This is a genomic window from Micromonospora sp. CPCC 206061, from assembly GCF_036906915.1.
GTDB lineage: Bacteria > Actinomycetota > Actinomycetes > Mycobacteriales > Micromonosporaceae > Phytohabitans.
This window is the reverse complement of the sequence record NZ_JBAKHX010000005.1, coordinates 53,456-79,846: the sequence shown is the minus strand read 5'-3', so window position 1 is coordinate 79,846 and position 26,391 is coordinate 53,456. Positions and strand designations below refer to the sequence as shown.

Sequence of the window (26,391 nt, the reverse complement as noted above, 5' to 3'; positions counted from 1 at the left end):
TCCTCCCCAAAGGTCAGGTGGTCACGGGTTGCGACACGAGTCGTAGCGCAGGCAGCGCCCGCCAAGCCCTACCCAGGTACCGGGCGAGATGGGGACGGCCATGTGCGGTGGAAGCCGCCGCCATTGGTCGTCCGCGTCGCTGCGCAGGTAGGTGCCGTACGTGGACCCGGCGTCCATGACCTTGACGTCCCAGCCGTCCAGGATGACTCGCGTGTGCACGCCGGACACCAGGCCCGTTGAGTCGTCGATCTCCAGCGGACGCGAACGGCCCGCGGCGACCAGCTCGTCCTCGTACGGGTGGCGACCCAGGACGTAGTCCTCCTCAAGCGGGAACGTCATCCCGTCGTCGAGGGTCAGCACGCCCAGCGCCGGCCGCCGGCCCGGCCGCAGCGCGTGGGTAAGGTGCACCATGGACACGCCGCACCCGGTGCAGTACCGCACACGCGGGTCGTTGAAGTGTCCGTTGCGGCAGTAGGTCCCGAGAACGCCTAAGTCCTCAATGGGCGAGCCGCCGTCGCCCGCCCGGGCTTCGACCACCGTCGGCTCAGCCACCGGTGGCGCCGGCATCGAGCACTCCTCCAGCATCGGCTGCCCTGACGGCGCCGAGGGCTCCGCAGGCGCCGGGGCCACAGACTCCTGCTGCGCGGGAGGGCCGACTGTGTCCGGGCCGTAGACCAACGCCTGGGCCCGCACCACGCCGCTGTCGAGCCGGCTCCACCGGTCCGGCGCCAGGGCGCCGGACGATTCACCGACCATGGCGCGCAGCGACGTCACCGGCCCCGGCAGCGTGCGGTCGACAAAAATGACCGCCTGCCGTCCGTCGAGTCGCGTCTCGCCGTCCGGACCCACGGCGGTCGCCTCCGCGGCACCGTGCAGCAGCACCGCTATGCCGTCACCGGCGGGACCGAACGCGCACAGCGCGGGGAATTCGTCGCCGCGCGCCGCGGCGAGCAGACCCGCCAACCGGCGGCCGAGGTCGCGGCCGTCACCGCGATCCGCGGCCACCGACGACAGGGCATCGAGCAGGGTGGCGATCTGTGACTCCCGCTCCGGAGCGGCGTCGCAGAGCAGCACGAGCTCGCCTTGCCGGGACAGCACACCGTGGCCGGGCACATGCGACAGCGCGGGCGACGTCGAGGTCTCTGCCAATAGGGTCACAACAGCCTCCCACCATGGAAACGCCAACGGATGAATGGCACCCGCATCGGGCCCTGAGCGACGAACCAGACCGCGAGCCAGACCACAACGAAGTGGATCCAGAACGCCCATGGTCCGGCCGGCCCGTCGATGGTCGGAACCATGCCGGCCCGCAGCAGCCCCCAGATCAGCAAACCCTCGGGCACCAGCGTGACCAGCGCGGCGTACGTCGGCCAGTCTTTCTCCCACCGCCACTGCATGAGCAGGTGGTAAAGGAACTCCCAGCCGATGCCAACCACGGCGACCGTGGCCAGCACGATGAACGTGATGCCGTACCGCTCGCCGACCGGTACGGACATCGGCAGGAACGGCGTGAGCACGGCGGTAACCAGTCCACCAACGACGGCGAGTAGGAACAACCTGGTCTGAATCCGCCCTATAAGCGTGGGCACCACCTCGGCCTCTCCTTTCGGTTCTCGGGACCCGCTCGGTCCTGGCGCCGAGCATCCACTCGACCACTAACGACGGTCTGACTAGGACAGCACTCGGACGCCTGATGTGCGGTGCCAAGCTACGGCGGGCGGCGTGGCCCGACCGTTGACCACCCGTCACAGCAGCACGTCAGGGCGGGTCTGACGCACGGGACGGGATGCTTGGCGCGAATCCGCCCCGGGAGGCTCTCGCTCACGGCGACATCCGCGGGCATGTGGCTGCTCCGTCCCACGCTCCGCCGCTCCGACCCGGCGGCGCCTACCGCGACGCCGGCGCGGCGTGGCAGAGTTCTCCCAGGGGCCGCGTGATCCGGAGCGCGGGGGCGGAGAATAAACACTCCGCGGCGGTGAGGAATCTCTCGACCTTGGAGCCTCGCGCCCTGTAACGCGGTCCAAACTGGATTCGTTCAATCTCGCGAAAAGCTGTAACGCCGGAAAGCCTTTGCTAAGGCATTGCCGAAGTTGGCGCCCACGTCGATTCGCCGCTGATTACCGTGCGTCCCGAAACGCGGGCCCAGAAAGGGAACGAAACAGCCTATGTCGGCGGCAGTAGGCAGCGTTGTGTGAGCGAACGGACCCTCGCGACAACTGCCAAGGTGCCTGCAAGTTCCGCACTCGACCGACGGCCGTCCTACCGTGTCTATTGACGATGCAGACCAGCTTTGGTCGTACGTGTACGGGAGGTGTCCGATGTACAGCCACGCGCGTTCGCTCCATGACCTCGACCGGCCGCACAACGGCTCCGGTGCGATTGCCACGCTGCCTCAGCCGAACAATGTGATCCCGCTGCCCCAAGTCGCCGCCCGGATGGCGACGAAATCACTGGCCAACCTCGACGGCCACGAACCTGAGTCCGGCGGCTTCGCCGCGACGGCCGCGCATCTGCGGCTGCTGGGAGCCTTCCAGCTCTCGGTCGCCGGCCGGCCGGTCCCGATCGGACTCAGTGCGCAGCGGCTGCTGGCTTTGCTCGCGCTGCACGAGGAGGGGGTTGCCCGGCTCACCGCGGCTGGCCAGCTGTGGCCGGCCACCACCGACGCGCGGGCACAGGCCAACCTGCGGACCGCGCTCTACCGCCTCGGCACCTGCCGCCCGCTCGTTGTCGAGGTCACCAAGAAGGACCTGCGGCTGGCGCCCACCGTCAGCGTCGATGCCCGCCAGATAAACGGTCTCGCCGCCCAGTTGCTCGCGCGTGACGCGTCACTCAGCCCGCGCCAGCTCACCTGGACGATGAGCTGCGACCTGTACCACGACCTTCTCCCGGACTGGGACGAGGAATGGCTACGGCCGGAGCAGCAACGCTTCCGGCACGTACGGCTGCATTGCTTGGAGGCGCTGGGATCCCAGCTCGCGGCGAACGGCCGGTACGGCGCGGCGGTGGACGCGGCGCTCGCGGCGGTGCAGGCCGACCCGTTCCGGGAAACCGCGCATGAGCTGTTGATCCGGGTGCACCTCGCGGAAGGCAACCGCAACGACGCCGTCCGTCACTACCTGGGCTTCCGCCGCAGGCTGCGCGACGAGTTGGGCCTTGAGCCGTCCGCGAGGCTGGGCCACCTGCTGCAGTCGGCGTGACGCGCGGACATCCGCGAGCCGGTGTGCCCGACCGTCCAGTGGTCCATCCTCTGGTCGTTCAAGCCCGACGAACTGAACGCTGGTGACCGACGACGAACGCCCGGCGTTGGTCTCCAGGCCGTACCTCCACCAGCTCGGCACCGGTAAGGTTCGATGCATCCGGGGGTGGCTCGGGCTTCCACCTCCGCTGAGGAGCTGGTTATGGACGACCTGACCTGCGCGGAGTTGGTGGAGCAGATCACCGCCTACCTGGAGGGCGTGCTTCCCCCCGAAGACGTCGCCAGGTTCCGCGCACACCTGACCTCCTGCGACGGCTGCGAGGCATATCTCGACCAGGTCCACTCCATGCTGCGGGCACTCCGGGGGACTCCAGACGAGGAGCTCACGCCCGACACCGAGGCGGCCATCGTTGGAGCGTTCCGGCAGTGGAGTCTCGGGGGGACCAGCGAGGCATGACGGAGGACATCGACGCGTTGCGCGCGGGCGACGAGCAGGCTTTCCGCGAACTCGTACGGGCGCACCAGTCGGTGTTGCTGCGATTGGCGATGGTTTATGCGCCCAGCCGCGCAGTCGCCGAGGAAATCGTGCAGGAGACCTGGATCGCCGTTCTCCGCGGCGTCGACGGCTTCGACGGGCGCGCCTCGTTGCGCACCTGGATCTCCCGCATTCTGGTCAACATCGCTCGCCGCAGGGCCGGTCAGGAGGCGCAGACGATCCCCCTGTCGGTCCTCGGCGGCGACGACGACGAGCCCACCATCGACCCGGACCGCTTTCAGTCCCACGGGCCGTACGCCGGGCACTGGGTGAAGTTTCCCGACGACTGGAGCAGGCTCCCCGAAGACGTGCTGCTGGCCAGCGAGATAAGGCACACCGCGACTAGCGTCATCGAACAGCTTAGCCCAGCGCAGCGCACGGTGATCGTGCTGCGCGACATGGAGGGCTGGAGCAGCGCGGAGATCTGCCAGCTGCTCGACATCACCGATGTGCACCAACGCGTGCTCTTGCACCGCGCGCGGGCGAAGGTGCGCCACGCGCTGGAGGACTATCTCGGCCCCAGGATGCCGCCAGAGGAACCCGGCAGCCAGGCCCGCGAATTCGCTCCGCCGACGCCGTAACGTTTCCGGCCGCGGCCGCCACAGTACCCGTAGCGGGGAATACCGCGTCAGGGCCGGCGCGCCAGGCCGTGCTCGGCCCTGCGCTCCTCGTCGTGTTTCTGTCTGGCACGACCACCATCGGAAGGAGCTTTCGGCCGAATGACGACTCCTATTGAGACCGAACGCCCACCGCAACAGACCGGGGCTCTCGACGAGCCCGTGCCCACCCTCTACGAGCTGGACGGCGACGAAGCCGCGGCGATCGCCGAACTCGGCGATCGGATCCGGGTGGACGCCCGAAACGACCCGGATGCCTATTGCCGCGCGGCCCGGTCGCTCGCCGGCCTGGTGCCGCCGAGACTTGCCGAGGCGATGAGCCGGTTCTCCGACGTGGGGTCCGACAGCGGGATCTTCGTTGTCCGCGGCCTCGACGTGGGCACCGTCCCGCCGACCCCGCGCAGCAACCAACACGGCGTCGGCAGAAGCACCAAGCTGGCGCCGCAGTTCGCCATCCTCTCGCACGTGCTCGGTGACATGGTCATCTACGAGGCGGAGGGCACTGGCTACCTGATGCAGGACATGGTGCCCAATCCGGCCTACGCGCACCGGCAGAGCTCGCAGGGTTCACGGCAGGTGCTGGAGGCGCACTCCGAGCAGAGCTTCTCACCCATGCGACCGGACTACGTGGTGCTGGGCTGCCTGCGTGGCGACCCGAACGCGGAGACCTACGTCTTCTCGGCTCGTGACCTGCTCGAGCACATGAGCCCGAAGGAGATCGAGTATCTGCGCCGGCCACTGTGGACAACGCTGATCGATGACTCCTTCCACCCGTACGTGCCCGATCCGGCCGAGGTGCGCGGGCCGTTCGCACTGATCTCCGGTTCGGACGACGATCCGGAGATCAGGATCGATCAGGAGCTGACCCACGGCATGACGCGTGAAGCCCAGGAGCTGCTCCGCAAGACGATCGACGTCTACGTCGAGCACCACCGCGGACACACCCTGGTCAGCGGTGACGTGGCCTTCGTCGACAACAGCCGCGCCATGCACGGTCGCTCGTCGTTCCAGCCGCGCTTCGACGGCACCGACCGGTTCGTGGTGCGCGGGTTCGTGGTCCGCGACCTGCGACGCACCAGCCCGGCCCGGCGGCTGGGCAGTCGCCGGATCGGCGCCGCGTTCAGCTGAACCAGGCACTATGAAAGGTCCCCCCGGTGGCGGGGGGACCTTTGATAGTGCCTGCCGGCGAGCGGACTCAGATAGAGGCGAGCCCGAACGGCGTGAAGAACATGCTCTGCTGGTTCGACAGGGCGAAGGTCTGCAGCCGCTGGGTCTGGGTCAGCGAACCGTCCTTCTCGACCCGGTGTACGTTGATGTACCCCGTCGTCGAGTTGAGCTGGTACAGGTACTTGCTGTCCCGGCTCAGCGCGATGTCGGTAGCGCCGAACTCGACATTGTCGTTGGCCGAGTCCTCATTGGGTGACGTCGCGACTGGGTCGTGCAGCCGGATGCTGCCGTTCTCAGCGATCGCGTACGTGGACAGCTGCCCGTCGCCGAGAGCCGAGCTGACGAACGCGTACTTCTGGTCGTCCGTCACCACGACCCAGCACGGGTCGGTGCCGAAGTTGCCGACAGCCGGGCCGGTCGGGTTCAGCGCACCCTTGTCGTCCAGTTGGTAGCTCGATCCTTGACCGGTGTGTGCCTCCAGGGCCACCTGCTCCGCGACGATCAGCACGTTCTTCTTGGTGAAGGTGAAGCCGAAGGGGCCCGTACCGGAGGTGTTGAGCACCTTCTTCTCGCCGAGCGTGCCGTTCTCCTGCACGGGGAAGACCACGAAGACGCCGTTGTCGCCCTCCGCATGTGCGAGCTCGGAGGGCTTGGCCAGGCGCTCGGTGACCACCAGCGCCTTGCCGTTGGGGCTGAACGTCACCTGCGCGCAACCCGACTCCGCTTCCCCACTGAGCTCGCGGGTGGAGTTGGAGATCGGCTCGAGGTTGTCGCCGTCGAGGCGGAAGCCGGTCACCGACGGCCGGTTTCCGGTCGTGCAGTTCTCGATCGGCGTGCCTTCCTCGTTCAACGGGCTCTTGGCCGTCTCTCCATTGTGGAGAACATAGACGAGACCGTTGGAGATGGCGACGCTGACCGGCCGCTCGCCCCCGGTCCGCTGTACCTCGAGCCGGGTCAGCGTAGTCTGCTCGATCCGGAAGACCGTGATCGAGTTGCTGCCGGCGTTGGTGGTGAACAGCAGGTCGCCCTCGTTGCCGTAGTTGTTGGGCGAGACCTCGCCCTTGGACGAGGCCACCACGAGCCCGTTCGAGCTGTCCTCGAACGCCCCGCTGCCCTTACCGCCGGTAGGGAACCGGCCGACCTCGGCGAGGTCGCCGTCGGCCCGCCGTGCGTAGGCGACGACGAAGTTGCCGTCGGCGAAGTTGGACTGGGCGAACACCGCGCCACGGCGCAGGTCGGTGCCCTCAGGAGCGTCCGGCGCTACTTCGGCGACCGGCTGCTCACCGTCGTCACCCGATTCCGAGTCGGTGTCGCCGGACTCCTCGGTGTCCTCACCGGACTCCTCACCGGACTCCTCACCGGACTCGTCGTTGGTTTCGTCGGACTCGTCAGCGAGCTGGAACACGTTGTCGGACGGCTCGCGATCGGCGACCCAGACCGTACCGAACACGGCGCCCGCCGCCAGTACGCTGGCCAGCGCGACACCGCCCGCGATCAGCCGGACTCTGGCATCGGTCTGGTCGCGGTGGTTACCGCGGTAGAGCATCTGGAAACTCCTTTCGTGGAGCGGTGGCCCGGGGTGGCTTTGCTGGCCGAGGCTTCGGGCGTTACCTGGCGCCTCTCACACTCGCAAAGCACCGTGACAGGGCCGTCGCACGCGCGCGACCGGCTCCCCGCTTCCACGGTCAAAGCTCCTTTCAAACAGTTGCAGCTGCTTGAAAGGAGCTTTGATCACGGCCCAGACGTGGTCAGCGGTCCTCCACGATTCCCGCGCTCACCGTGCGTTTGGTCCGCGGGTCGATCAGGACGAAGTTGCCGGTGGTCCGGTTTCGGCGGTAGCTGTCGCACATCACCGCACGGGTGGTGCGGATCCTCATCCGGCCGATCTCGTTGAATCCCAACTTGTCGGCGGTTCGGCGGTGGAGCGTGTTGACGTCGATCTGGTACCGGATGTCGTCCACGATCGCCGGCACCAGGTTGTTGGCGTGCTTGAGCAGCAGTCGGGTGCCCGGGCCGATCGGTGTGCGGTCCATGTGGCAGACGAGCGCGTCGAGATCCTGGGTGACGGTCGGCTGGTTGCCGGTACGGGCGATCATGTCGCCGCGGGAGACGTCGATGTCGTCGACGAGCCGGACGGTCACCGACATCGGCGCGAACGCCTCGTCGACCGGCCCGGCCGGGGAGTCGATCCCGGCCACCCGCGTGGTCAGGCCGCCCGGCAGGACCGTCACCTCGTCACCGACACGCAGCACCCCACCGGCGAGCTGACCGGCGTAGCCGCGGTAGTCGTGGTGGTGGTCGTCGGCGCGCGGCCGGATCACGCATTGCACCGGGAGCCGGACGTCGACCAGGTTCTGGTCCGAGGCGAGATGTACGTTTTCCAGGTGGTGCAGCAGCGGCGGACCCGGGTACCAGGGCATCGCGTCGCTGCTCCGGACCACGTTATCGCCGCGCAGCGCGGACATCGGGATGAGCGTGATGTCGGAGATCTCCAACCGGCCGGAGAAGTCGCGAAAGCTCTCGCAGATCCGCCGGAAGACCCCCGCGTCGTAGCCGACGAGATCCATCTTGTTCACCGCGACGACGAGGTGCCGCACGCCGAGCAGTGAGCAGAGGAACGCGTGGCGGCGGCTCTGCTCGGTCAGCCCGGACCGCGCGTCGACCAGCACAACGGCCAGGTCCGCGGTGGACGCGCCGGTCACCATGTTCCGGGTGTACTGCACGTGTCCGGGGGTGTCGGCGATGATGAACGCCCGCCGCTCGGTGGTGAAGTAGCGGAACGCGACGTCGATCGTGATGCCCTGCTCCCGCTCGGCCCGCAGACCGTCGGTGAGCAGCGCCAGGTTGATCTCGTCCGAGCCCATTCGCTGGCTGGCGACCCTGGTGGCGTCCAGCTGGTCGTCGAAGACCGAGCCGGTCTCGTACAGCAGCCGCCCGATCAATGTGCTCTTGCCGTCGTCCACCGAACCCGCGGTGGCTAGCCTCATCAGGTCCATCAGAAGTACCCCTCCCGCTTCCGGTCCTCCATCGCGGTGTCGGAGATCCGGTCGTCGGCCCGGCCGGCTCCGCGCTCGCTGCAGCGCGTGGCGCGTAGTTCCGCGATGACGTCGTGGACCGATGCCGCGGACGAACGCACCGCGCCGGTGCAGGTCATGTCTCCCACGGTCCGGAACCGCACCGACTCGGTGCGCGGCTGTTCACCGTCGCCGCGGGGAAGGTACGGCCCGTCGCTGAACAGCATGCCGTCGCGCTCGAACACCGTGCGCTGGTGTGCGTAGTACAGCGGCGGCAACTCGATGCCGCGCTCCTGGACGTAGCGCCAGATATCCAGCTCGGTCCAGTTCGACAGCGGAAACGCACGCAGCTGCTGGCCGTGGTCCAGCAGGCCGTTGTAGTTGCTCCACAGCTCCGGACGCTGATCCTTCGGATCCCACTGGCCGAACTCGTCGCGCACTGACAGCACCCGCTCCTTGGCGCGGGACTTCTCCTCGTCGCGGCGCCCGCCGCCGAAGAGCGCGTCTATCCGGTGTTTGTTGACCGCGTCGAGCAGCGCGGACGTCTGCAGTTGGTTGCGCGACACCGAGCCGGCCGGTTCCCGCAGCCGACCGTCCTCGATCATCTCGGGGACGCTAGACACCAGCAGCCGCAGGCGGTGTCGCGCGACGACCCGGTCACGGAAGGCCAGGACCTCGGCGAAGTTGTGGCCGGTGTCCACATGGAGGATCGGGAACGGCACCGGCGCCGGCCGGAACGCGAGGATGGCCAGGTGCAGCAGGACCACCGAGTCCTTGCCGCCGGAGAACATCAGCGCCGGATTTCGCGCCTCGGCGACGACCTCCCGGATGATGTGGATGGCTTCGGCCTCCAGGCTCTGCAATTGTCCAAGTTGGTAAGTGGTCATCGGACTACCTCTGTCGTCGCGAGCTGTCGAAGCGCCGCACACAGCACCCGCACGCCGCGGCACAGGTCTTCGTGCGGGATGGCTTCCTCGTCCGAGTGGTCCAGCCGGCTGTCTCCAGGGCCGTATGTGGCCATCGGGATCCGCCACACCTCGGCCAGCGTGTTCATGTCCGAGGTGGCTGTCTTGATCTTGTGTTTGGGTGTCCCATCGGCGTCGCGGATCGCCCCGGTCAGCGCCCGCACGACGGGGTCACGGCGGTCGGTGCGCACCGCTTCCACGGCGTTGAGCAGCTCGACCCGACCATCCCCCGCGGCGGCGCGTAACCGCTCCAGCAGCGCCTCCGCGTCGAAGCCGACCGGAGTGCGGTAGCTGATCGACAGGCTGGCGCGGGACAGGTCGCCGCACATCTCGTTCAGCGTGACGCCGGTGCAGTCGAACCTGGCGTGGCTCGGCTCCGCGCCCGCCGCGGCGTACGCGCTCTGCCAGAACGCGGCGGCCAGCTCGGTGGCTTTCGGCGCCGGGTTGCTCGGATGGGTTGGCGGGCAGTACACGTCGTACCGCACGTCGATCTTGCCCTTGTACCCGAGCACGACGGTGTCCCAGCCGCTCGGCTCGCCGATGACCAGCGCGTCCGGCCGCGGCCAGGTGTCGCGCACGTGCATCGCGCCCCGGGACGCGGGAGTCTCCTCCTCCACCACGCCGGCCACCACCAGCCGGCCAGGAAAGTCCTGGCACCGGGTGGCGGCACCGATCATCGCGGCCAGCGGCCCCTTGGCGTCCACCGCGCCGCGGCCCACCACCTGGGTGTCGGTCCGGCCGGCCGGGATCGGGTCGTCGACGGTGTCCAGGTGACCCAGCAGCAGCACGGTTGGACCGTCTCCGGTGCCAGTGCTACCGAACACGTTGCCGACCTCGTCGCGCCAGCTCTCCAGACCCCGGCCGCGCAGGGCGTCGGCGAGGAAGCCGCTGAGCTCCTCCTCGGCGCCCGACGGCGAGGGAATGCGGACCATCTGGTCGAGCAGGTCGACCTCGGACCAGGTATCCATCACGCCGCCCTCGCCGCGTGCGGGCGCAGAACGACGCGGGTCCCGCGGCTGGCCAACGCCCGGCGGACCGGCTCGGAGCGGCGGCCGTCGGCGACCATGACCTGCGCCACCCCGCCGAGCAAGGCCTCCCGGGCCGCGATCAGCTTCATCGCCATGCCACCGCGCGCCCAGCTCGCCGGGCTGCCGTCCGGCGACACCTCGCACACCGACAGCATGGTGCTGTCGTCGTCGGGATCGGCCTGCACGCCTGGCGCGCCGGTGAGCAGCACCAGCGTGTCGGCGCGAAGAGCAACGGCGATCGCGGCCGCCACCCGGTCCGCGTCGACGTTGAGCGCCTCGCCGGTATCCGTTATCGCCGGCGGCGAGACGACCGGCAGGAGGCGCCGATCGAGCAGGTCACGCAGCAGCTCGTCGTTGACGCTCTCCAGAATGCCGGAGAGGTTGTCGCGCACCAGGACGGTCCGCCCGTCCACCACCGCCCGCTGGGCCCGCTTACGCCGGGCTCGCAGCAGCAGGCCGTCCAGGCCGGTCATGCCGACCGCCCGGACTCCGTGCCGGGCCAACCTCCGGACCAGCTTCGGCTTGACCGAGCCGGCGAGCGCCAGGGTGAGCACTTCGAGGGTGCGTTCGTCCGTACGGCGAGTGGACACCCCGTCCGGACTTGTATGTGTCCTCTGTGGAACGTCCAGTTCCGTGGCGAGTCGCTCGATCTCGGCGGAGCCGCCGTGCACGAGCACGATCTCGACCCCGCTCCGGATCAGGCCGGCGACGTCGCCGCACACCGCTTCGGCGTCCACATCGGCGTTGCCGCCACACTTCACCACGACGAGGGGCTGCTGCCGCATTGGTCGGTCTCCTTCCAGCGCCGCATGGTCGTCACAAGGGGTGCAGGCCGGTGAACTCCAGCCCGGTGCGTTCCGGCCAGTCCATCCGGACGTTCATCGACTGCACCGCGTTGCCGGCGCCGCCCTTGACCAGGTTGTCCAGGGCGGCGATGGCCAGCAGCCGGCGATCGCCCGCCCGGGCGAAACCGACGTCGCAGAAGTTGGCGCCCAGCAGCAGCTTCGGGTCGGGCAGCCGCCAGTGCCCGCGGCGCTCGGCGACGACCCGCACGAACGGTTCGCCGGCGTAGCGGTCCCGGTAGACCCGCCGGATGTCGGCATCGGTAACGTCCGACGCCAGCGTGGTCCGGCAAATCACCTGCACCCCCCGTACCGCCTCGACACCGGTGGCCGTCATGGTCGGCCGCAGCCCGCACGCCTGGGCGATCTCCGCCTCGTGGCGATGCCCGCCTGTGGCGAAGACGCGCATTGCGCCGCTGCGCTCGGCGTGCAGGTTTGCCGGACCGGCGGTGGCACCCGAGCCGCTGGAACCGGTGCGGGCATCGACGTCCACGTCGGACTCGATCAGACCAGCCGCGGCGAGCGGGGCCAGCGCCAGAATGGCGGCAGTCGCCATGCAGCCGGGCACCGTGATGCGATCCGCGTCGTGCAACGACTTCCGGGCGAGCTCCGGCAGCCCCGTCACGAACTTGTCGAGTAGTTCGGGTGCCTTGTGCTCAGTCTCGTAGTAGCGCTGGAACACCGCGGGGTCACGCAGCCGGAAGTCACCGGAGAGATCGATGAGCACCTTGGCCCGCGCGGCCAACTCCGGCAACAGGGTCATGGTCTTCCGGTGCGGTGTCGCGAAGAACATCACGTCGTACTCGTCGAGGTCGTCCTGTCCGCAGAAGGTCAGGTCGGTGACCCCACGCAGGTTCGGGTGGGCGCCGTCGACCCGCTTGCCGCGCATGCTGGTCGAGACCGCGGCGGCCACCTCGACCTCGGGATGGCCGAGGAGCAGCCGCATCAGCTCGCCGCCGATGTAGCCGGCGGCTCCGAGTACCGCCACTCGGGTCATGGCCGGTTCACCGCCTCGGTACGGGCGAGCACCAGGTCCACGATGGCAGCGGCGACGTCGTGCTCCTCGCTGTCACCGTGGGCCCGCCGGAAACCGGTGAACTCCACGCCCTGGTTGACCTCCAGCACCAGGATCCGGCTGTCGGTGGTCTCCACCAGGTCCACACCGGCGATCTCCGCTCCCACGGCCTGGGCCGCATCCGTGGCCAGCTTGCTCAACGCCGGCGTGAGCGGGCATACGGTCGTCTCGGCGCCGCGCGCGACGTTGGTGCGCCACTCGGCGGAGCTGCGGTACACGGCGCCGACCGGGCGGCCGCCGACCACGATGACCCGCAGGTCGCGGCCGGGCTTGTCGATGTACTCCTGCAGGTAGATGAGGTGTGCCTGGGGCGCGGGCAGGGCCGCGCAGTGCTCAAGCACGGCCTGCGCCGTGTCCCGCTCCCGGACGAGGGCGACCCGCTTCCCCCAGGACGAGGTGAGCGGCTTGATCACGACCGGGTACCCGAACTCCTCGATGTGCGCGAGGGCGGCGTCGGGGGTCAGCGCGAGCGACGTGCGCGGCATGGGCAGGCCGGCGCGGCGCAGGGCCAGGGTGCTCAGCCATTTGTCGCCGCACAGCTCGGTCGCGGCGGCGGAGTTCACCACCACCGCGCCCGCCGCCTCCAGGCTTCGGGCGGCGTACCGCGCCCGGGTGGCGGAGATCTCCCGGTTGAGCACCACCAGCCAGGGCGCGACGGCGTCGTCGGCGCGGTAGGGCAGGTCCCGCGGATCGACGTGGGTCACGGGGATCCCGCGCCGCTCGAACGTGGCGAGGATCTGCCGCTCCTCGCCACGCACTCGCGAGGCCAGTACCGCGACCGGAGTCGCAGCGGCCGCCATCACTCGCCCCAGTCCTCTTCCGGCTCGGGCGCCATCGCCAGCAGAAGCGGGCTGGCCGTGAGCACCTCCAGGTCGCTGCGGCACTCCGGGCACTCGATGAGCTCACTGGTCAGGATCTGCTCGGGTACGGCGATCTGCGCTTCACATTCGGGGCAGGCGGTTGCCATCGAAGAACACCTCTCTTCTCACTGAGCCCGGGGCACGGGGTGTGCCCGGGGATGGTCGGACGTTGTCCAGCCGGGCCGGGTCGACGGGTCCAGCGCCCGCCGGATGACGCTCGCCACGCCGGCGGCGTTGATGCCGAACTCGTCGAGCAACTCCGCGTGGCCGCCGACCGTGGTCGAGAACGTGTCTGGCACACCCAGCCGGATGACCCGCGCGGATGCCACGCCGCTGAGCGCGTCGCTCACCGCGTCACCCAGCCCACCGCTGCGCCAGTGCTCCTCGACGGTCACCACCAGCGTCTTGCCGGCTGCGGCGGAGGCTAGCCCGGTGGTGTCGAGCGGCTTGAGGGTGTGCATGTTGAGCACCGCGCAGCGCACGCCCTCGGCGTCCAGAAGCGCGGCCGCGCCGTGCGCGGCGAGCACCGGGTGCGGGCCGCAGCAGACGACGAGCACGTCTTGCCCGTCGCGCAGCAACTGGGCCTCGCCGATGCGGGGAGCCGGCACCGCCCCCGGCAGTGGCGGCGTGGCCTTGCGGCCCATCCGCACGTACAGCGGCCCCGGCACGTCGACCGACTGCCGCACCACCGACCTGGTCGCCGCGGGATCGGCCGGCACCACCACGGTCATGTTGGGCAGGGCCCGCATCACCGCGAGGTCCTCCAGTGCCTGGTGGGTGGGGCCCAGGTGGCCGGCGGCGAGCCCACCGTGGGTCGCCATGATCCGGACCGGCAGGTTGTTGTACGCGATGTCGATCTTCACGGCCTCGAGCGCGCGGGTCGAGGCGAACGCCGCCATCGTGTTCACGAACGGTATGAAGCCGCTCGCGGCCAGACCGGCGGCCATCCCCATCAGGTTCTGCTCGCCGATGCCAACGTCCACGTAGCGCTCCGCGGCGGAGGCGAAGTCGACACCGGCGAACAGCCCGGTATCGGTGTCCAGGCAAACCAGGCGCGGATCGTCCGGCAGCATGGCGAGCAGTTCGTCCCGGTACGCCTCGCGGGCGGCCGGGATCTTGACGGCTGGTTCAGCCATGTCCGTCTCCCGGTGCCTGACGCCGGAGCGCCGCCCGCGCCCGGGCGTGCTGCTTCTCAGAGAACTTCACGTAGTGGCTGCGGGCCTGGCCGGCCAGGAAAGGCACGCCCTCGCCCTTGGTCGTACGGGCGATCAGCACACTGGGCCGGCCCGGCGTCCACGGAACGTCGGCGAGCGCCTTGGCGACCTCGGCGACGTCGTGCCCCGCCACGTCGCGCACCGCCCAGCCGAAGGTGCACCACCGCTCGTTGAGCGGCTCCAGGGGGGAGATCTCCTCGGTCAGCCCGCTCAGCTGCAGCCCGTTGCGGTCGACGATGGCCACCAGGTTGTCCAGCCCGAGCGAGCCGGCCCGCATCGCAGCCTCCCAGACCGATCCCTCCTGCAGCTCACCGTCGCCCATCACCACGAACGTGCGGCGCGAGCTGCGGCGCAACCGGCTGGCCAGAGCGAAGCCGGCGGCCAGTGGAAGCCCGTGGCCCAACGAGCCGGTGGGCAGCTCGACGCCGGGCACCGCGCGTACGGGATGAGCCATGAGGCGGCTGCCGGTCTGGCCGAAGCCGTCCAGCTCCGCGGCCGGAAAGTAGCCGCGCTCGGCGAGCGTGGCGTACAGGCCGATCGCACCGTGCCCCTTGCTGAGCAGGAACACGTCGCGGTCCGGGTGGTCGGGCCGGTCCGGATAGACCTTCATCACCGAGAAGTAGAGCGCGGTGAGCACCTCCACCACCGACATCGATCCGCCCAGGTGGCCGCCTTCGGCGCCGGCGCAGACGTCGACGATCCGCTGCCGGATCCGGTGTGCGTGCCCGGCCAGCGCGGTGGAATCCACGAGCTCGTTCATGCCGCTTCCCTCCGCTCGGACGAACCCGCCGGTGGTGCCTCCACGCTCCCCGCCATCCGCGCGATCACGTCGAGGTGCTCCCAGACCTTCTCGAACGCGTCCGCGTAGCGCTCCAGCAGCGGGCCGGCGTCCGGGTTGAGGTGCCGCTTCTGCAGGGTGAGCGAGTCGTCGACGACCGCCCGGGTCACCGGGTAGTCGCGCGGCTCCGGCGCCGCCGAAGCCACGGTCCACGGGTACCCGCGGCCGAAACCGGTCCGGTCGACGAACACCTTCTGCTCCGGCAGACCCATCAACTGGTACTGGGACAGCGGCACCCCTTCGGCGCGCAGCACCCGACGCAGTGCCGAGCGCATGGCCGGCGCGGTCACCCCGGCGGGCAGACCTGCCGCCGCCGGGTCGAAGCGGAAGCGCAGGATGTGCCACGCGTGGCTGGCGTGCGGCAGGGCCGAGGGCACCTGGATGCCGGGCAGCCGGCGCAACCGGTCCAGCAACTTCGGCACGTTGGCCTGCCTGCGCGCCTCGTACCGCTCGAACCGGTCCAGCTGGGCCAGCGCGAAGCCGGCCTGCACTGGATTCAGCTTCGAATTCCAGCCGAGCGAGTAGGAGACGTAATCGCGGGCCTTGCCAGGCTCGATCACCTCACCGAACTGGCGCGCCAGGCGTACCCGCTCGGCCGCTCCCGCGTCGCCGGTGGTCACCAGACCGCCCTCACCGCAGGTCGGGAGGTTCTTGGTGACCTGCAGGCTGAAGGCCGCGACGTCACCCAAGGAACCGACCCGCCGGCCGTTATAGGTGGCGCCGTGCGCCTGGGCGGCGTCCTCGATCACGGCGAGGCCGTGGCGGCGGGCGATGTCGTTGATCGCGTCCATCTCGGCCGGCAGCCCATGCAGGTGCACCGGCATGATCGCCGCGGTGCGCGGGGTGATCCGCGCGGCCACCTCGCCGGGGTCGATGGTGAAGGTGACCGGATCGATGTCGGCGAAGACCGGCACCGCCATCTGGTGCACCGGCGCCAGGCCGGACGCGATGAAGCTGAGCGCGGGCACGATCACCTCGTCGCCCGGGCCGATGCCTAGAGCGGCCAGCGACAGCGACAGCGCGGTCGTGCCGTTCGAGACGCCGACGCAGTGTGCCACCCCGACCTGCTCGGCCCAGCGCCGCTCCAGCACGCTGACCGTGGTCTCCTGGTCCGAATTGGACACCAGCTGTCCGCTGTCCAAGACCTGGAGCACGGCCGCGCGGTCGTCGTCGGTGATCACCGGCCATTCGACCTTGCGCAGCTCGCGCGGCACCGTCGGCGCGCCGCCGAGCACAGCGAGCTTGCTCACCGGGGTACCTCCTCGAATTCGTGGGGGAAGACTCGAATGGACTAGGACTCGCCGAGCGCCGCGACCGCGTCCAGCGCCTCCTCGTACCGGCTTACCAGCCGGGTGCCGTGCCGGCTCAGCGCGTCCGCGCCGGCCCGCGGATCAGGCCAGCCGTGGGCGGCGGTGACCCGCACCGGGGTCCAGGCGGTCGCCACCGCCTGGACGCTGCGGGCGGCCTCGCGCAGCGACGGTCGCTGCCACTGCACGCCACGCAACCGCAACAGTTCGCTGTGCAAATAGGCGGTGGCCTGCATGCTCCAACCGAACGTGTAGGCCTGCCGCAGCGGCGTCTGCTCGCCGGCGGACGAGGCGTCGACTAGAGAATCGACGTACCGGCGCACGCCGGACAGGCCGGTCCAGGTCTTTTCGTCGCCGGTGGCCAGGAATCCCGCCACGTTCGCCCGCAGCGCGGCGGCCAGGCCACTCTCGTCGAGTTCGGGGAACGGCTCGGCGAGTTCGACGGTCAGATACCGCCGGGCGATCGTAGAGTCGCTGAAGAACGCGTCCTGCTCGTCGGCCGGATTGGCCGAGGCGTGGGCGGCCAGGAAGTCCTCCACCCGCACCGCGCCCGAGAACGCCGGGGGTTGCGAGTCGGACACCCAGACCAGGCCCCGGGCCCGGTCCACGCCGTAGACCACCACGAGGTGCGCGGCATGCACGTCGTGGTACGCCGGCCGGAACGGCAGGTGGTGCTTGTCGACCGCGGCGATGACCAGACCGCCCGCGGCGATGGTGTCGATGAAGGTACTCAGCGGGTCCTCGCCGTCAGGCGTGGCGGACCACACCGCACCCAGCGGGTGGTGCGGTGCCAGCGCGGGCCCCAGGTCGCATTCGGCGGACGGGTAGTAGAACTCCTCGGCGCGTACGTGGTCGGGGAGGTACTGGAAGCCCCAGCCGGCGCCGAGCGGGTCCAGCGGCTCCACGCCCCGCTCGGCGAGCACCGTGGCGATGGTCAGGTGCAGGCAGCCGAGCGGATCGCGGTACCACCGTCGCGGCGCCCGGCGCGCCTGGACCGGATCGACGCGGTGGTTCGGCGATTCGGCGATTCGGATATTCATCAGATTTCCTCCTCCGCGCCGACACCGTCCGACTCGGCCGAGAGCCCACCGACAAGGGTGGCCGCGAAGACGTGCGCCGCGGTGTTGGCCGGCAGCCGCAGCCCGGTCAGGCGCGCGCGCCGCACCACCGGGACGCGCTGGCACCACATCCGCGCCGGCACTCCAAATTGGACATGCTGCGGATAGTGCATCAGCGTCTGGAAAGCCAGTGTTTCACCGAATGCCGGCGGCGCCGCCCAGAAGTCGGTCAGCCGCAGCGGTTCGAAGTCCACTGTGCCGTCAGCGAAGTGCAGGCCCACGAGGTCCTCCACCCGCCGTTCGGCCGCCCCCAGCACGTAGAGCCAGTCGTAGTAGCCGGACGGCACCGGGATGTACTGCCGGTCGCAGCGCACGTTGTCCGGCTCCGGGCTGCCCAGGTCCGGCAGCTGGAAAGTGATCGCCTCGACGACAGTCCGGTCGCCCGCGTCGGGCAGGTCCTCGGCGGCGAACGAGTTGCGCCACACGTTGAAGTGGCCCGAGCCAGTGTCGGCGATGGTCGTCACGCCCACGTTGTTCAGGTACGGGCGCAGATCCACGGGGCGCTGAGTCATGGCTGCCGACCGATTTGGCATCTGCTGCACGGTGTTCTCCTCCGGCCTGATCGCTGTGCTCCGAACAAACCTAGGCAACCGGGAACCCGGCTGCATCAGCGTCGCGACCCAATTAGGACCAGCACCGTACGGAGGGTCCGATCCCGCGTTCAGCGAGATACTGCATTCGTTCAACGAGATGCTGCATTCCCCGCTCGACCCGTTATGCCGGCACGTCCCGCGGGCTAGTGTCAGCACGCGAAGCGCCGCCAGACCGCCACCGAGTTGCATGAGGAGGCACCATGCGGCAAGAGCCCGACAATCTTCTGCTCGCGCTGTGGAGCGCGCCACGCTGCCGGTCCACCGCGTTCGAGCGGATGATGAAGAAACGCGGTGACTTCCAGGTCCTGCACGAGCCGTTCTCGCACGTCGCCGACTTCGAAGAGGCCGTGGTAGACGGTCGTACCGTGCGCGACGAGCCGAGCCTCGTGCGCGCGCTCATGGCCATGAAGGGCCGAGTGTTTTTCAAGGACACGACCGATTTCAGGTACCCGCACGTGTTGACCGACACCGCCTTCCTGAGCGGCGCCGTACACACGTTCATCATCCGAGACCCGCTCGAGGTCATCGCGTCCCACGCGGAGCTGAACGCGCGGCCGACCCGAGACGAGATCGGTTTCAGCAGACTCGCCGAAATCTTCGACGCCGTGTACGCCGCGACCGGTAAGCCGCCAGTCGTGGTCGACTCCGACGACCTGGTGGACCGGCCGGAGGCCACCGTGGCGGCGTACTGCGCCCGGGTCGGCATCGCCTTCGACCCGACCGCCCTCACCTGGCCGGCGGCCGAGCAGCCGGAGTGGCAGCGGACCGGCCGTTGGCACCGCCAGGCCAGTGTCAGCACCGGCTTCAGCCGGGCGTACGAGCGGGACCGCACCGGGGTGCGGCTCACCGAACCGCTGAGCGACTACTACGCCTACCACCTGCCGTACTATGAACGGCTGCGGTCCCACCGCATGCCCCTCCACGACCAACCGGGAGGCAGTCGTGTCTGAGCATCGACTAATCGACTCGATCGCCGGGTCCATGGCAGACCTGGCGGAGTTTCGCAAGCTGGGTCACGAGTCCATCGACCTCGTCGCGGACTACCTCGGCAATATCCGCTCCACGCCGGTGTTCCGCCCGATGACGCCGGCCGAGCGGGACCGGCTACGCGAGCAGCGCCTGCCGGCCGAGGGGACCGCGGCCGACGTCATCATCGATGACTTCGCACAGGACGTCCTGCCGTTCGCGATGGGCAACGGCCATCCGCGCTTCTTCGGCTGGGTCAACTCGCCGCCCGCGCCCATCGGCATCCTCGCCGAGATGCTGGCCGCCGCACAGGACCCCAGCTGCGACGTCGGCGACATCTCCTCGCTTTACCTGGAGCAGGCGGTCGTGGGTTGGCTCACGGAAATCGTCGGGTACGACCCGGAAACCGCGATGGGGCTGCTGGTGAGTGGCGGCTCGGTGGCGATCCTGACCGGCCTCGCCGTCGCCCGGCAGCACTGCGCCGAGGCCGACGGTTGGGATGTCCGGGCCGACGGGGTGGCCGGCGCCGGCGGAAAGCGACTGCTCACCTACGTCACCGACCAGACGCACAGCTCGGTGCGTAAGGGGATCGAGCTGCTCGGCCTGGGAAGTTCCTCGGTCCGGGTGGTGCCGACCGACGACATGTTCCGGATGGACCCGGACGCGTTGGCCCGCATGGTCGCGCGGGACCGGGCCGACGGGCACCGGCCATTCTGCGTGGTGGCCTCGGCCGGTACCACGAACACCGGCGCCATCGACCCGTTCGACCGGATCGCCGACGTCGCCGCCGAGCACGCCCTGTGGCTCCACGTCGACGGCGCCTACGGGGCGGTCGGTGCGCTGCACCCGCAACTCGCTGACGCCTACGCGGGCCTGCGCCGGGCCGACTCGATCGCGCTCGACCCGCACAAGTGGCTGTCCGTGCCGGTCGAGTGCGGTTGCGTCATCGTGCGCGACCGGGAGCTGATGCGGCGCACGTTCAGCCTGGTCCCGCCGTATCTGCGAACCGAGGAAGGCAAGGGCGTCGGCGGGCCGCCGTCGTTCGCCGAGTACGGCATCCAGCAGACCCGGGGGTTCCGCGCGCTCAAGGTGTGGATGACGCTGCGGCACGCCGGTCGGCGCGGCCTGACCGACCAGGTCGTGCGGCACGTCGCGCTGGCCCGGCACCTCGCCGCGATGGTGGCGGAGACCCCGGCACTGGAACTCGTCGTACCGCCGCAACTGTCGGTCGTCTGTTTCCGATACCTTCCCAGCGACGGTGACCGCGACCCGACGCGGGTGGACGCGATCAACGAGTTGGTGGAGCGGCGGGTGCAGGCCGAGGGCCGCGCCTTCCTCACCAGCACCGTCCTGCGTGACCGGTTCGTGCTGCGGGCTTCGGTGCTGCATTACGCGACCACCGAAGACGACCTCCGTGCGCTGCTGCACATCGTGTGCACTGCCGGGGCGACCGCCGAACGAGAGCTGACCCGCGAGAGCTGACCATGCCGGACCGAGAGTTGACCATGCCGGAGGTGGTGTCGCGAGCGTGGTCGCCGATCCTAGGGGTTCCGGCGACCACGCCTCACTCAGCGGGAACGGGCACCGCGTCCTGCCGGCCGGCGAGCAGCCCCGCCTGGTACGCGAGGGAAACCAGCTGAGCACGGTCACGGGCATGGAGCTTGACCTGCAGCCGGTAAAGGTGTGACCGTACGGTGGCCAGGCTGATGAACAGCCGCCCCGCGATGTCCTCAGTAGACAACCCGAGCGCGGTCAGCACGAGTACCTCCCGCTCGCGTGGAGTGACTCCGATCAGGTCGACCGGGTGCTCCGCAGCGGAGTGGGCGTGGTTTCGAAACCACGCCACCAGCCAACGGGCGACCCGGGGGCCGAGCATCGCGTGCCCGCCGGCCGCCGCGCGCACCGCCAGCACCAGCTCCTCCCGACTGGCGTCCTCCGTGAGGAGGCCGCAGGCGCCGGCATGGAGGATCTCCGCGAGCGTCTCGGCGTCTTCGTTGACCGCGGTCACCACCACGGCCACCGGACGCGGGTCGAGGGCGGCCTGGGACAGCTCCCAGACGAGCTTGTCCACCGGCATGTGGCGGATGGTGGTGCTGGCCAGGACAACGTCGGGATGGTGCCGTCGGGCGAGAGCGAGGACGTCGGCGCCGCTGTCGGTGACAGACACGACATCGACGCAGGTGTCCATGGAGAGTTGATTCACCATACCGTCGCGCACGAGCACCCGCTCGTCGCAGATGAGCACCTTCGTGGACATTGCTCCTACCTCTGTCCAAAGAGCGCGAGGATTCGCGCCTGCGCCTCGGGGGTGAGCTGATCCGGGCTCGCGCACCGGAGCAGCTGTATGGTGGTCCGCATCTGGTCGAGATAGTCCTCGCATCGCTCGCAGATGGTCAGGTGCGCACGGAAATCGACGGCTGCTTGCCCGGATACCGTGCCCTCGAGGTAGTCGGTGACTTGCTCGACCAGCTCGGCACAGGTCAGCTCGCGCATTCCCTCTCCTTACGATGCCTCGTTCGAGGGACTCCGACTCAGGCACAAGTGCCGGATCCGTCCTCGATCCTCATGCCGGGGCGTCACCACGGCGTCGCTGGAACGGTGCCAGGTGCCACCCGGCCCCCGGTGACGCTCGGTCGACGATCGTGCCACGCGGCTCCGCATAGGTTGCGGGTCGAACGTGTCCGCACGGCATGGAGGAGTGACGGTCGATGACCATCGCGCAGGAGAGACCGGTCGCGCCGATCGTGGGTGATCTCAACCCCGAGCTTCGGCACGCGGACTGGTGGAGTGACGCCATGGTGGCGGCCGCCGGGATACCCGTTGTCGACGTGCCGATCGTCAGCGTCGGCGGCGGTATCGGCTCGTTCGTGACGGTGGACTACCTGCGCATCGCCGGTGTGCCCACCTCCGAGATCGCAGTATTGTCCAACTTGGACTATCCATGGCAGACGTACGAGTACCTCTGCCGAGTCTCTCAGATCCCGCGCCACCAGCGCATCCGCTCCGACGCCGCGTCCCGCCCGGACTGCATCTGGGGGTTCCCGTCGTTCGCCTTGCACGAGGCGATCAAACGGCGGAGCGTCAAACCGCTGTGGCAGGTGTTGATTGAGCCGACCTTCGCCGACTTCTACACCCCACCGCTCGGCATGGTGCTGGAGGGAATCGAGCGCGAGGCCCGCCGCATCCGCTACTGGGAGATGCTATCCAAGGGACAGGTCAGGATGGTGCGCCGGCGTACCGGTGACGGCTACTTCACCATCCTCACCCCACCGCCGGGCACCACCGCCACCAAACGCATCGCCTTCCGGTCGCGCTTCGTCCACCTGGCGCTCGGCTACGCCGGCCTGAAGTACCTCGGCCAACTACAGGACTTCCGCGCCTCGCACCGCGAGTACTACCGTGTGGTCAACGCCTACGAGGACCACGAGCACGTGTACGCGAGCCTGGCCCAGCGACCCGGCCGGGTGCTCGTCCGTGGCGGTGGGATCGTCGCATCCAGGGTGCTGGAGCGGCTCATCGACGATCGCCAGCGGTTGGGGCTATCCACCGAGATCGTGCACCTGTTCCGCACCTTCGTCGACCGGCCCCAGGGCCCGCCCTGGTCGCGCCGGCGTGGCCAGGACGGCTGGGCGTACCAGGGTTTCAACTACCCGAAGTCCGTCTGGGGCGGACAGGCCAAGGCGCGTGCCCGGCGCCTGGAGGGCGCGGACCGCGCCCAGTTCTATTCCGAAATCGGCGGGACGACCACCGCGTACCGGCGGGTGTGGCAGCGGCAGCTGGCGGCCGGACGCAGCGGCGGGTGGTACCGCAACCTGTCCGGCAGTATCGAGTCGTTGGACGTCGATGCCGACGGCCGGCTGGTGGCTGGGGTTCAGACCAATGCCGGCCTTGTCAACGTCGGCGCGGACTACATCATCGACTGCACCGGCCTGGAGAGCGATCCGCGGGCCCACCGGGTGATCGACGACCTGTTCCGGCACAGCAACGCCGGGCGGAACCCGATCGGTGGGCTCGACGTGAGCCGGTCGTTTGAGGTACGCGGCGCGCGCAGCGGGGTCGGCCGCCTCTACGCCTCCGGACAGGCGACGCTGGGCGGTTACTTCCCCGGGGTGGACACCTTCCTCGGGCTGCAGATCGCCGCCCAGGACATCGTCTACGACCTGGCCGACCAGGGCTACTGCCGGCGCCTCGGGCCGTTGCGCTCGTTGCGTCAGTGGTGGAGGTGGGCCCGCAACCGCGAGATCTGATGATTCCCCGTTCGTAGCGACCAATTGGCCGGAGGGACGTATGTCTGACCAGCACCCGCAGCCGCACGGCGCGGGCACCCCGCAACAGCCGAACCCGCCGACACCGCCGCCTGGAAACGGCGTACCGCCGCCGGTTGGCAGCCCTATCTCGCCGATGACCGGCATGCCGGTGCCTCCGCCGCCCGGTGACGGCATGGCGCACGGTCCCTTGGCTGTGCCGCCGGGCCTCCCGAGGGGTGACAACATGTACGGTGTCGGCGTGCCGCCACCACCGCCGGGCACCTCACCAACGCCGACCTCGCGATCCGGTCGCGGACCGGTGCCGGCGCTCCTGGCCCTCATCAGTGCGCTGTTGCTGCTGTGCCTCATCATCGGGGGAATCCTCGTCCTGCGGGGCAGCGCCAGCCTTTCCAGCGGCGCCGGGGGCAGCGGCTCGGGCGGGAGCGAAATCACCAACGCCACGGTGGGCGAGTGCCTAGCCGGCGAGTCGGCCGGGAAGAATTTCGAAGAGATTCAGGACGCCGATCTCAGGATCGTCGACTGCACCGACGCGGCGGCCAGTTTCACGGTGGTCGGGCGGATCGAGGGCCGGAGCGAGGAGCAGGCCGACGACGAGGTGTGCCAGCCGTACGACCAGGCCGAGCTGACCTACTGGGCTGGCCGCTCAGGCGAGTCGGGCACGGTCCTCTGCCTGGAGACCAACTAAGGATCCTTCGGGGTCGCGCTGGCGGCGCGACCCCGAACCGGAGTCCGCCTCGACCCGGCCGATCCCGCCTCGTGGTGGCATCCCTGGTCGAAACTGGTCGGAAGACCAAGGGACGGGCCGTGCAGGTCCGGCCAGTACATCCGCTAACGAGTGCGCAGCAAGCGCTCGAAGCACTCGGCCACCGCCTCCGCGAGATCCGCACCGCTGGCTGGACGAGCGGTTGCGGAGTTGACGCCAACTGTTCGGCCTCGCCGGCCCAGAGCCGCCGGTTACGTTCGCCTCATCGCGTCGTCTACGACGGCACCGGCCTGATCCCTCACAACCGGTCCGGCGTACCGCGATGGGGCTTTCCGTGGCGGCGTTCGAACTTGCCGCCGTGGCCGGCGCCCTCGCCGTCGGCGTGCTGATGACCCACCCTGGCCGAGGCCAGCGGAAGCGTCGCCGACTGGCTGCGCTGGAGCGACCGGGTGGGTCCACTGTCCGGCAAGACCATCTTGGCCGTGATCCGTGATCCGTGATCCGTGTGGCTGGTGGCCTGGGCCGGGCTCGCCGGCGCAGGCGCGGGAGGCGGCCGGGGATCGTAAGGGCCGTCACAGCGTGGAGGCGCGCGCCTCCATCGGTGCCTCCGCCGACGCGCCCGGGTCACCGACGTCGTCGCGGGGCACCAGCCGGCCGAGGATTGCGCCGATCGCGGCCAGCACCACGAGGCCGAACACCGCGATCCGGTACCCGTGGGCGAGGTCGCCCGGGCTGCCCATGTCCTCGGCTCCGGCGTACGCGGCGAACGCGACGGCGAGGGCGATGCCGATCGCGGCGCCCACCTCCTGCGAGGTCACCAGCAGGCCGGAGGCGATGCCCTGATGGCGCTCCGGGATACGGTCGACGCCGACCAGCGCCCACGCGGTGAAGGCCAACCCGTAGCCCAGCCCGGCGAGGATCCCGCCCGGGAGCGTCCAGGCCCACGGGATCGTGTCGTCGAGCGACAGCGCCAGCGCCAGCATGCCCACCGCGCAGATGGACATCCCGGCGACGACAAGCGCCCGCCGCGACAGCAGCCGCAGCAGCCTCGGCGCCAGCACTCCGGAGCCGCCGGCGATCGCGACCGCGGCCGGCACCAGCAGCATCCCCGCCGCCAGCACACTGACCTCGTGCACCAGTTGCAGGTAGAGCGACAGAAGCACCCACGCCGGGGCCATCGCGGCGTTACCGGCCACCGACACCAGGTTCGCCGATACCACCGAGCGGCTGCCCAGCAGCGACAGCGGCGTCAGCGGCTGGGCGGCCCGGCGCTCCCATACCACGTACCCGACCAGCAGGACCGCCGCGGCCAGCACGGGCAGCAGCGACCTCGTGGACAGGCCGGCGGTCTCGATCTGGCCGATACCGAGTACCAGCGCGGCGAGGCCGGTGACGGCGAGTGCCGCACCGGGCAGGTCGAGCCTGCCGGACTGGCGCCGCAGCGACGTCGGCAGCAAGATCGGGGTCAGCACAAGTGCCACGAAAGCCACGGGCACGGTCACCCAGAGCACCCATCGCCAGCCGAGCGTCTGGGTGATGACCGCGCCGAACACCAGCCCGGCGGTCAGTCCAGTGGCCAGGACCGCACCCCAGATGCCCAGTGCCCGGCCGCGTTCGCGCGGGTCGGTGTATACGGTGGTCACGATCGAGAGCGCGGCGGGCGTGACCAGGGCCGCGCCCACACCTTGCAGCGCACGCATAGCGACCAGGAAGGCTGGATCCTGGGCAAAGCCGGCGAGCAGTGAGGTCAGGCCGAAGATGGCCATACCGGCGAAGAAGATCTCCCGCCGCCCAAACAGGTCGGCCAACCGACCACCGAACACCAGCAGAGCCGCGATGGCCAGTCCGTACGCGTTAAGCACCCACGGCAACAACGTGGAGTCGATATTCAAATCCAGGGCGATCTCCGGCAACGCGACCGTGACGATCGAGAAGTCGAGGAGGGTGACGAACTGGGCGGTGCACAGGACGGCGAGCAGCAGCGAACGTGACCGGCTGCCGCTGCCATCGGACCTCATAATTCGAGCGCGACTGGTCCGGTCCGTCATCGATCGTCCTCCGTTCCGGGATTCCGGTTCGTTCGAT

Annotated in this window: 27 protein-coding genes; 8 read left to right on the top strand and 19 right to left on the bottom strand. The window is 69.6% G+C overall.

The window, feature by feature from the left end; genetic code table 11:
• Positions 1-21 precede the first annotated feature (21 nt).
• Together V6V89_RS06475 and V6V89_RS06470 are read right to left on the bottom strand one after the other, a co-directional pair.
• Positions 22-1,158 (bottom strand): FHA domain-containing protein, encoded by a 1,137-nt coding sequence (locus V6V89_RS06475; protein ID WP_334618032.1) that lies wholly within the window; start codon positions 1,156-1,158, stop codon positions 22-24.
• Complete coding sequence (locus V6V89_RS06470; RefSeq protein ID WP_334618031.1) at positions 1,155-1,592, bottom strand: hypothetical protein; 438 nt, start codon at positions 1,590-1,592, stop codon at positions 1,155-1,157. The genes V6V89_RS06475 and V6V89_RS06470 overlap by 4 nt, the downstream gene beginning before the upstream one ends.
• 726 nt (positions 1,593-2,318) lie before the next feature.
• On the opposite strand from V6V89_RS06470, the gene V6V89_RS06465 reads away from it, so the two are divergent.
• The 4 genes from V6V89_RS06465 to V6V89_RS06450 all read left to right on the top strand — a co-directional run bounded on the left by V6V89_RS06465 (position 2,319) and on the right by V6V89_RS06450 (position 5,476).
• Complete coding sequence (locus V6V89_RS06465; protein ID WP_334618030.1) at positions 2,319-3,197, top strand: AfsR/SARP family transcriptional regulator; 879 nt, start codon at positions 2,319-2,321, stop codon at positions 3,195-3,197.
• A 201-nt stretch (positions 3,198-3,398) separates the two neighbouring features.
• On the top strand, positions 3,399-3,653 hold the full coding sequence (locus V6V89_RS06460) for an anti-sigma factor family protein (RefSeq protein WP_334618029.1): 255 nt from the start codon (positions 3,399-3,401) through the stop codon (positions 3,651-3,653).
• Positions 3,650-4,312 carry an RNA polymerase sigma factor gene (locus V6V89_RS06455; protein ID WP_334618028.1) on the top strand — a complete coding sequence of 221 codons (663 nt, stop codon included), beginning with the start codon at positions 3,650-3,652 and terminating at the stop codon, positions 4,310-4,312. The genes V6V89_RS06460 and V6V89_RS06455 overlap by 4 nt, the downstream gene beginning before the upstream one ends.
• Positions 4,313-4,450: 138 nt before the next feature.
• Entirely contained in the window at positions 4,451-5,476 is a 1,026-nt protein-coding gene (locus tag V6V89_RS06450) for a TauD/TfdA family dioxygenase (RefSeq protein WP_334618027.1), read from the top strand.
• Between the two features lie 67 nt (positions 5,477-5,543).
• Here the strand turns inward: V6V89_RS06450 and V6V89_RS06445 are convergent, their stop codons facing one another.
• The 13 genes from V6V89_RS06445 to V6V89_RS06385 form a co-directional block, all read right to left on the bottom strand.
• Positions 5,544-7,061, bottom strand: a complete 1,518-nt coding sequence (locus V6V89_RS06445; protein ID WP_334618026.1) for a lactonase family protein — start codon at positions 7,059-7,061, stop codon at positions 5,544-5,546.
• Positions 7,062-7,263: 202 nt separating this feature from the next.
• Entirely contained in the window at positions 7,264-8,511 is a 1,248-nt protein-coding gene (locus V6V89_RS06440; protein ID WP_334618025.1) for a sulfate adenylyltransferase subunit 1, read from the bottom strand.
• Positions 8,511-9,416, bottom strand: coding sequence for a sulfate adenylyltransferase subunit CysD (gene cysD, locus V6V89_RS06435; RefSeq protein ID WP_334618024.1), 906 nt, complete (start codon positions 9,414-9,416; stop codon positions 8,511-8,513). Before cysD ends, V6V89_RS06440 begins: the two co-directional genes overlap by 1 nt.
• Positions 9,413-10,462, bottom strand: coding sequence for a M20/M25/M40 family metallo-hydrolase (locus V6V89_RS06430; protein WP_334618023.1), 1,050 nt, complete (start codon positions 10,460-10,462; stop codon positions 9,413-9,415). Before V6V89_RS06430 ends, cysD begins: the two co-directional genes overlap by 4 nt.
• A complete protein-coding gene (locus V6V89_RS06425; RefSeq protein ID WP_334618022.1) occupies positions 10,462-11,307 on the bottom strand; it encodes a [LysW]-aminoadipate kinase in 846 nt (281 codons plus the stop codon). Before V6V89_RS06425 ends, V6V89_RS06430 begins: the two co-directional genes overlap by 1 nt.
• Positions 11,308-11,338: 31 nt before the next feature.
• A complete protein-coding gene (gene argC / locus V6V89_RS06420) occupies positions 11,339-12,361 on the bottom strand; it encodes an N-acetyl-gamma-glutamyl-phosphate reductase (RefSeq protein WP_334618021.1) in 1,023 nt (340 codons plus the stop codon).
• Positions 12,358-13,239 (bottom strand): RimK family alpha-L-glutamate ligase, encoded by an 882-nt coding sequence (locus tag V6V89_RS06415; RefSeq protein WP_334618020.1) that lies wholly within the window; start codon positions 13,237-13,239, stop codon positions 12,358-12,360. Before V6V89_RS06415 ends, argC begins: the two co-directional genes overlap by 4 nt.
• Complete coding sequence (locus tag V6V89_RS06410; RefSeq protein ID WP_334618019.1) at positions 13,239-13,406, bottom strand: lysine biosynthesis protein LysW; 168 nt, start codon at positions 13,404-13,406, stop codon at positions 13,239-13,241. The genes V6V89_RS06415 and V6V89_RS06410 overlap by 1 nt, the downstream gene beginning before the upstream one ends.
• An 18-nt stretch (positions 13,407-13,424) precedes the next feature.
• The gene (locus V6V89_RS06405; RefSeq protein WP_334618018.1) at positions 13,425-14,435 is read right to left on the bottom strand and encodes a transketolase family protein; all 1,011 of its coding nucleotides are present in this window, start codon (positions 14,433-14,435) and stop codon (positions 13,425-13,427) included.
• The gene (locus V6V89_RS06400) at positions 14,428-15,273 is read right to left on the bottom strand and encodes a transketolase (RefSeq protein WP_334618017.1); all 846 of its coding nucleotides are present in this window, start codon (positions 15,271-15,273) and stop codon (positions 14,428-14,430) included. The genes V6V89_RS06405 and V6V89_RS06400 overlap by 8 nt, the downstream gene beginning before the upstream one ends.
• A complete protein-coding gene (locus tag V6V89_RS06395) occupies positions 15,270-16,601 on the bottom strand; it encodes a DegT/DnrJ/EryC1/StrS family aminotransferase (protein ID WP_334618015.1) in 1,332 nt (443 codons plus the stop codon). The genes V6V89_RS06400 and V6V89_RS06395 overlap by 4 nt, the downstream gene beginning before the upstream one ends.
• A 41-nt stretch (positions 16,602-16,642) precedes the next feature.
• Positions 16,643-17,698 (bottom strand): BtrH N-terminal domain-containing protein, encoded by a 1,056-nt coding sequence (locus tag V6V89_RS06390; protein ID WP_334618014.1) that lies wholly within the window; start codon positions 17,696-17,698, stop codon positions 16,643-16,645.
• On the bottom strand, positions 17,698-18,288 hold the full coding sequence (locus V6V89_RS06385) for a hypothetical protein (RefSeq protein ID WP_334618013.1): 591 nt from the start codon (positions 18,286-18,288) through the stop codon (positions 17,698-17,700). Before V6V89_RS06385 ends, V6V89_RS06390 begins: the two co-directional genes overlap by 1 nt.
• A 281-nt stretch (positions 18,289-18,569) precedes the next feature.
• Here V6V89_RS06385 and V6V89_RS06380 point away from each other — a divergent pair, with 281 nt between their 5' ends.
• Both V6V89_RS06380 and V6V89_RS06375 read left to right on the top strand, forming a co-directional pair.
• Positions 18,570-19,319, top strand: a complete 750-nt coding sequence (locus V6V89_RS06380) for a hypothetical protein (RefSeq protein ID WP_334618012.1) — start codon at positions 18,570-18,572, stop codon at positions 19,317-19,319.
• Positions 19,312-20,817, top strand: a complete 1,506-nt coding sequence (locus tag V6V89_RS06375) for a pyridoxal phosphate-dependent decarboxylase family protein (protein ID WP_334618011.1) — start codon at positions 19,312-19,314, stop codon at positions 20,815-20,817. The genes V6V89_RS06380 and V6V89_RS06375 overlap by 8 nt, the downstream gene beginning before the upstream one ends.
• Positions 20,818-20,899: 82 nt before the next feature.
• Here the strand turns inward: V6V89_RS06375 and V6V89_RS06370 are convergent, their stop codons facing one another.
• Together V6V89_RS06370 and V6V89_RS06365 are read right to left on the bottom strand one after the other, a co-directional pair.
• Entirely contained in the window at positions 20,900-21,592 is a 693-nt protein-coding gene (locus tag V6V89_RS06370; RefSeq protein WP_334618010.1) for a response regulator transcription factor, read from the bottom strand.
• A 5-nt stretch (positions 21,593-21,597) separates the two neighbouring features.
• Positions 21,598-21,828 carry an anti-sigma factor family protein gene (locus tag V6V89_RS06365; RefSeq protein WP_334618009.1) on the bottom strand — a complete coding sequence of 77 codons (231 nt, stop codon included), beginning with the start codon at positions 21,826-21,828 and terminating at the stop codon, positions 21,598-21,600.
• A 215-nt stretch (positions 21,829-22,043) separates the two neighbouring features.
• On the opposite strand from V6V89_RS06365, the gene V6V89_RS06360 reads away from it, so the two are divergent.
• Together V6V89_RS06360 and V6V89_RS06355 are read left to right on the top strand one after the other, a co-directional pair.
• Positions 22,044-23,582, top strand: coding sequence for a hypothetical protein (locus tag V6V89_RS06360; RefSeq protein ID WP_334618008.1), 1,539 nt, complete (start codon positions 22,044-22,046; stop codon positions 23,580-23,582).
• A 40-nt stretch (positions 23,583-23,622) separates the two neighbouring features.
• Entirely contained in the window at positions 23,623-24,288 is a 666-nt protein-coding gene (locus V6V89_RS06355) for an LppU/SCO3897 family protein (RefSeq protein ID WP_334618007.1), read from the top strand.
• 316 nt (positions 24,289-24,604) lie between these two features.
• Here V6V89_RS06355 and V6V89_RS06350 read toward each other — a convergent pair whose 3' ends face one another.
• Both V6V89_RS06350 and V6V89_RS06345 read right to left on the bottom strand, forming a co-directional pair.
• A complete protein-coding gene (locus tag V6V89_RS06350; protein WP_334618006.1) occupies positions 24,605-24,781 on the bottom strand; it encodes a hypothetical protein in 177 nt (58 codons plus the stop codon).
• Positions 24,782-24,878: 97 nt separating this feature from the next.
• Entirely contained in the window at positions 24,879-26,324 is a 1,446-nt protein-coding gene (locus V6V89_RS06345) for an MFS transporter (RefSeq protein WP_334618004.1), read from the bottom strand.
• Positions 26,325-26,391 lie beyond the last annotated feature (67 nt).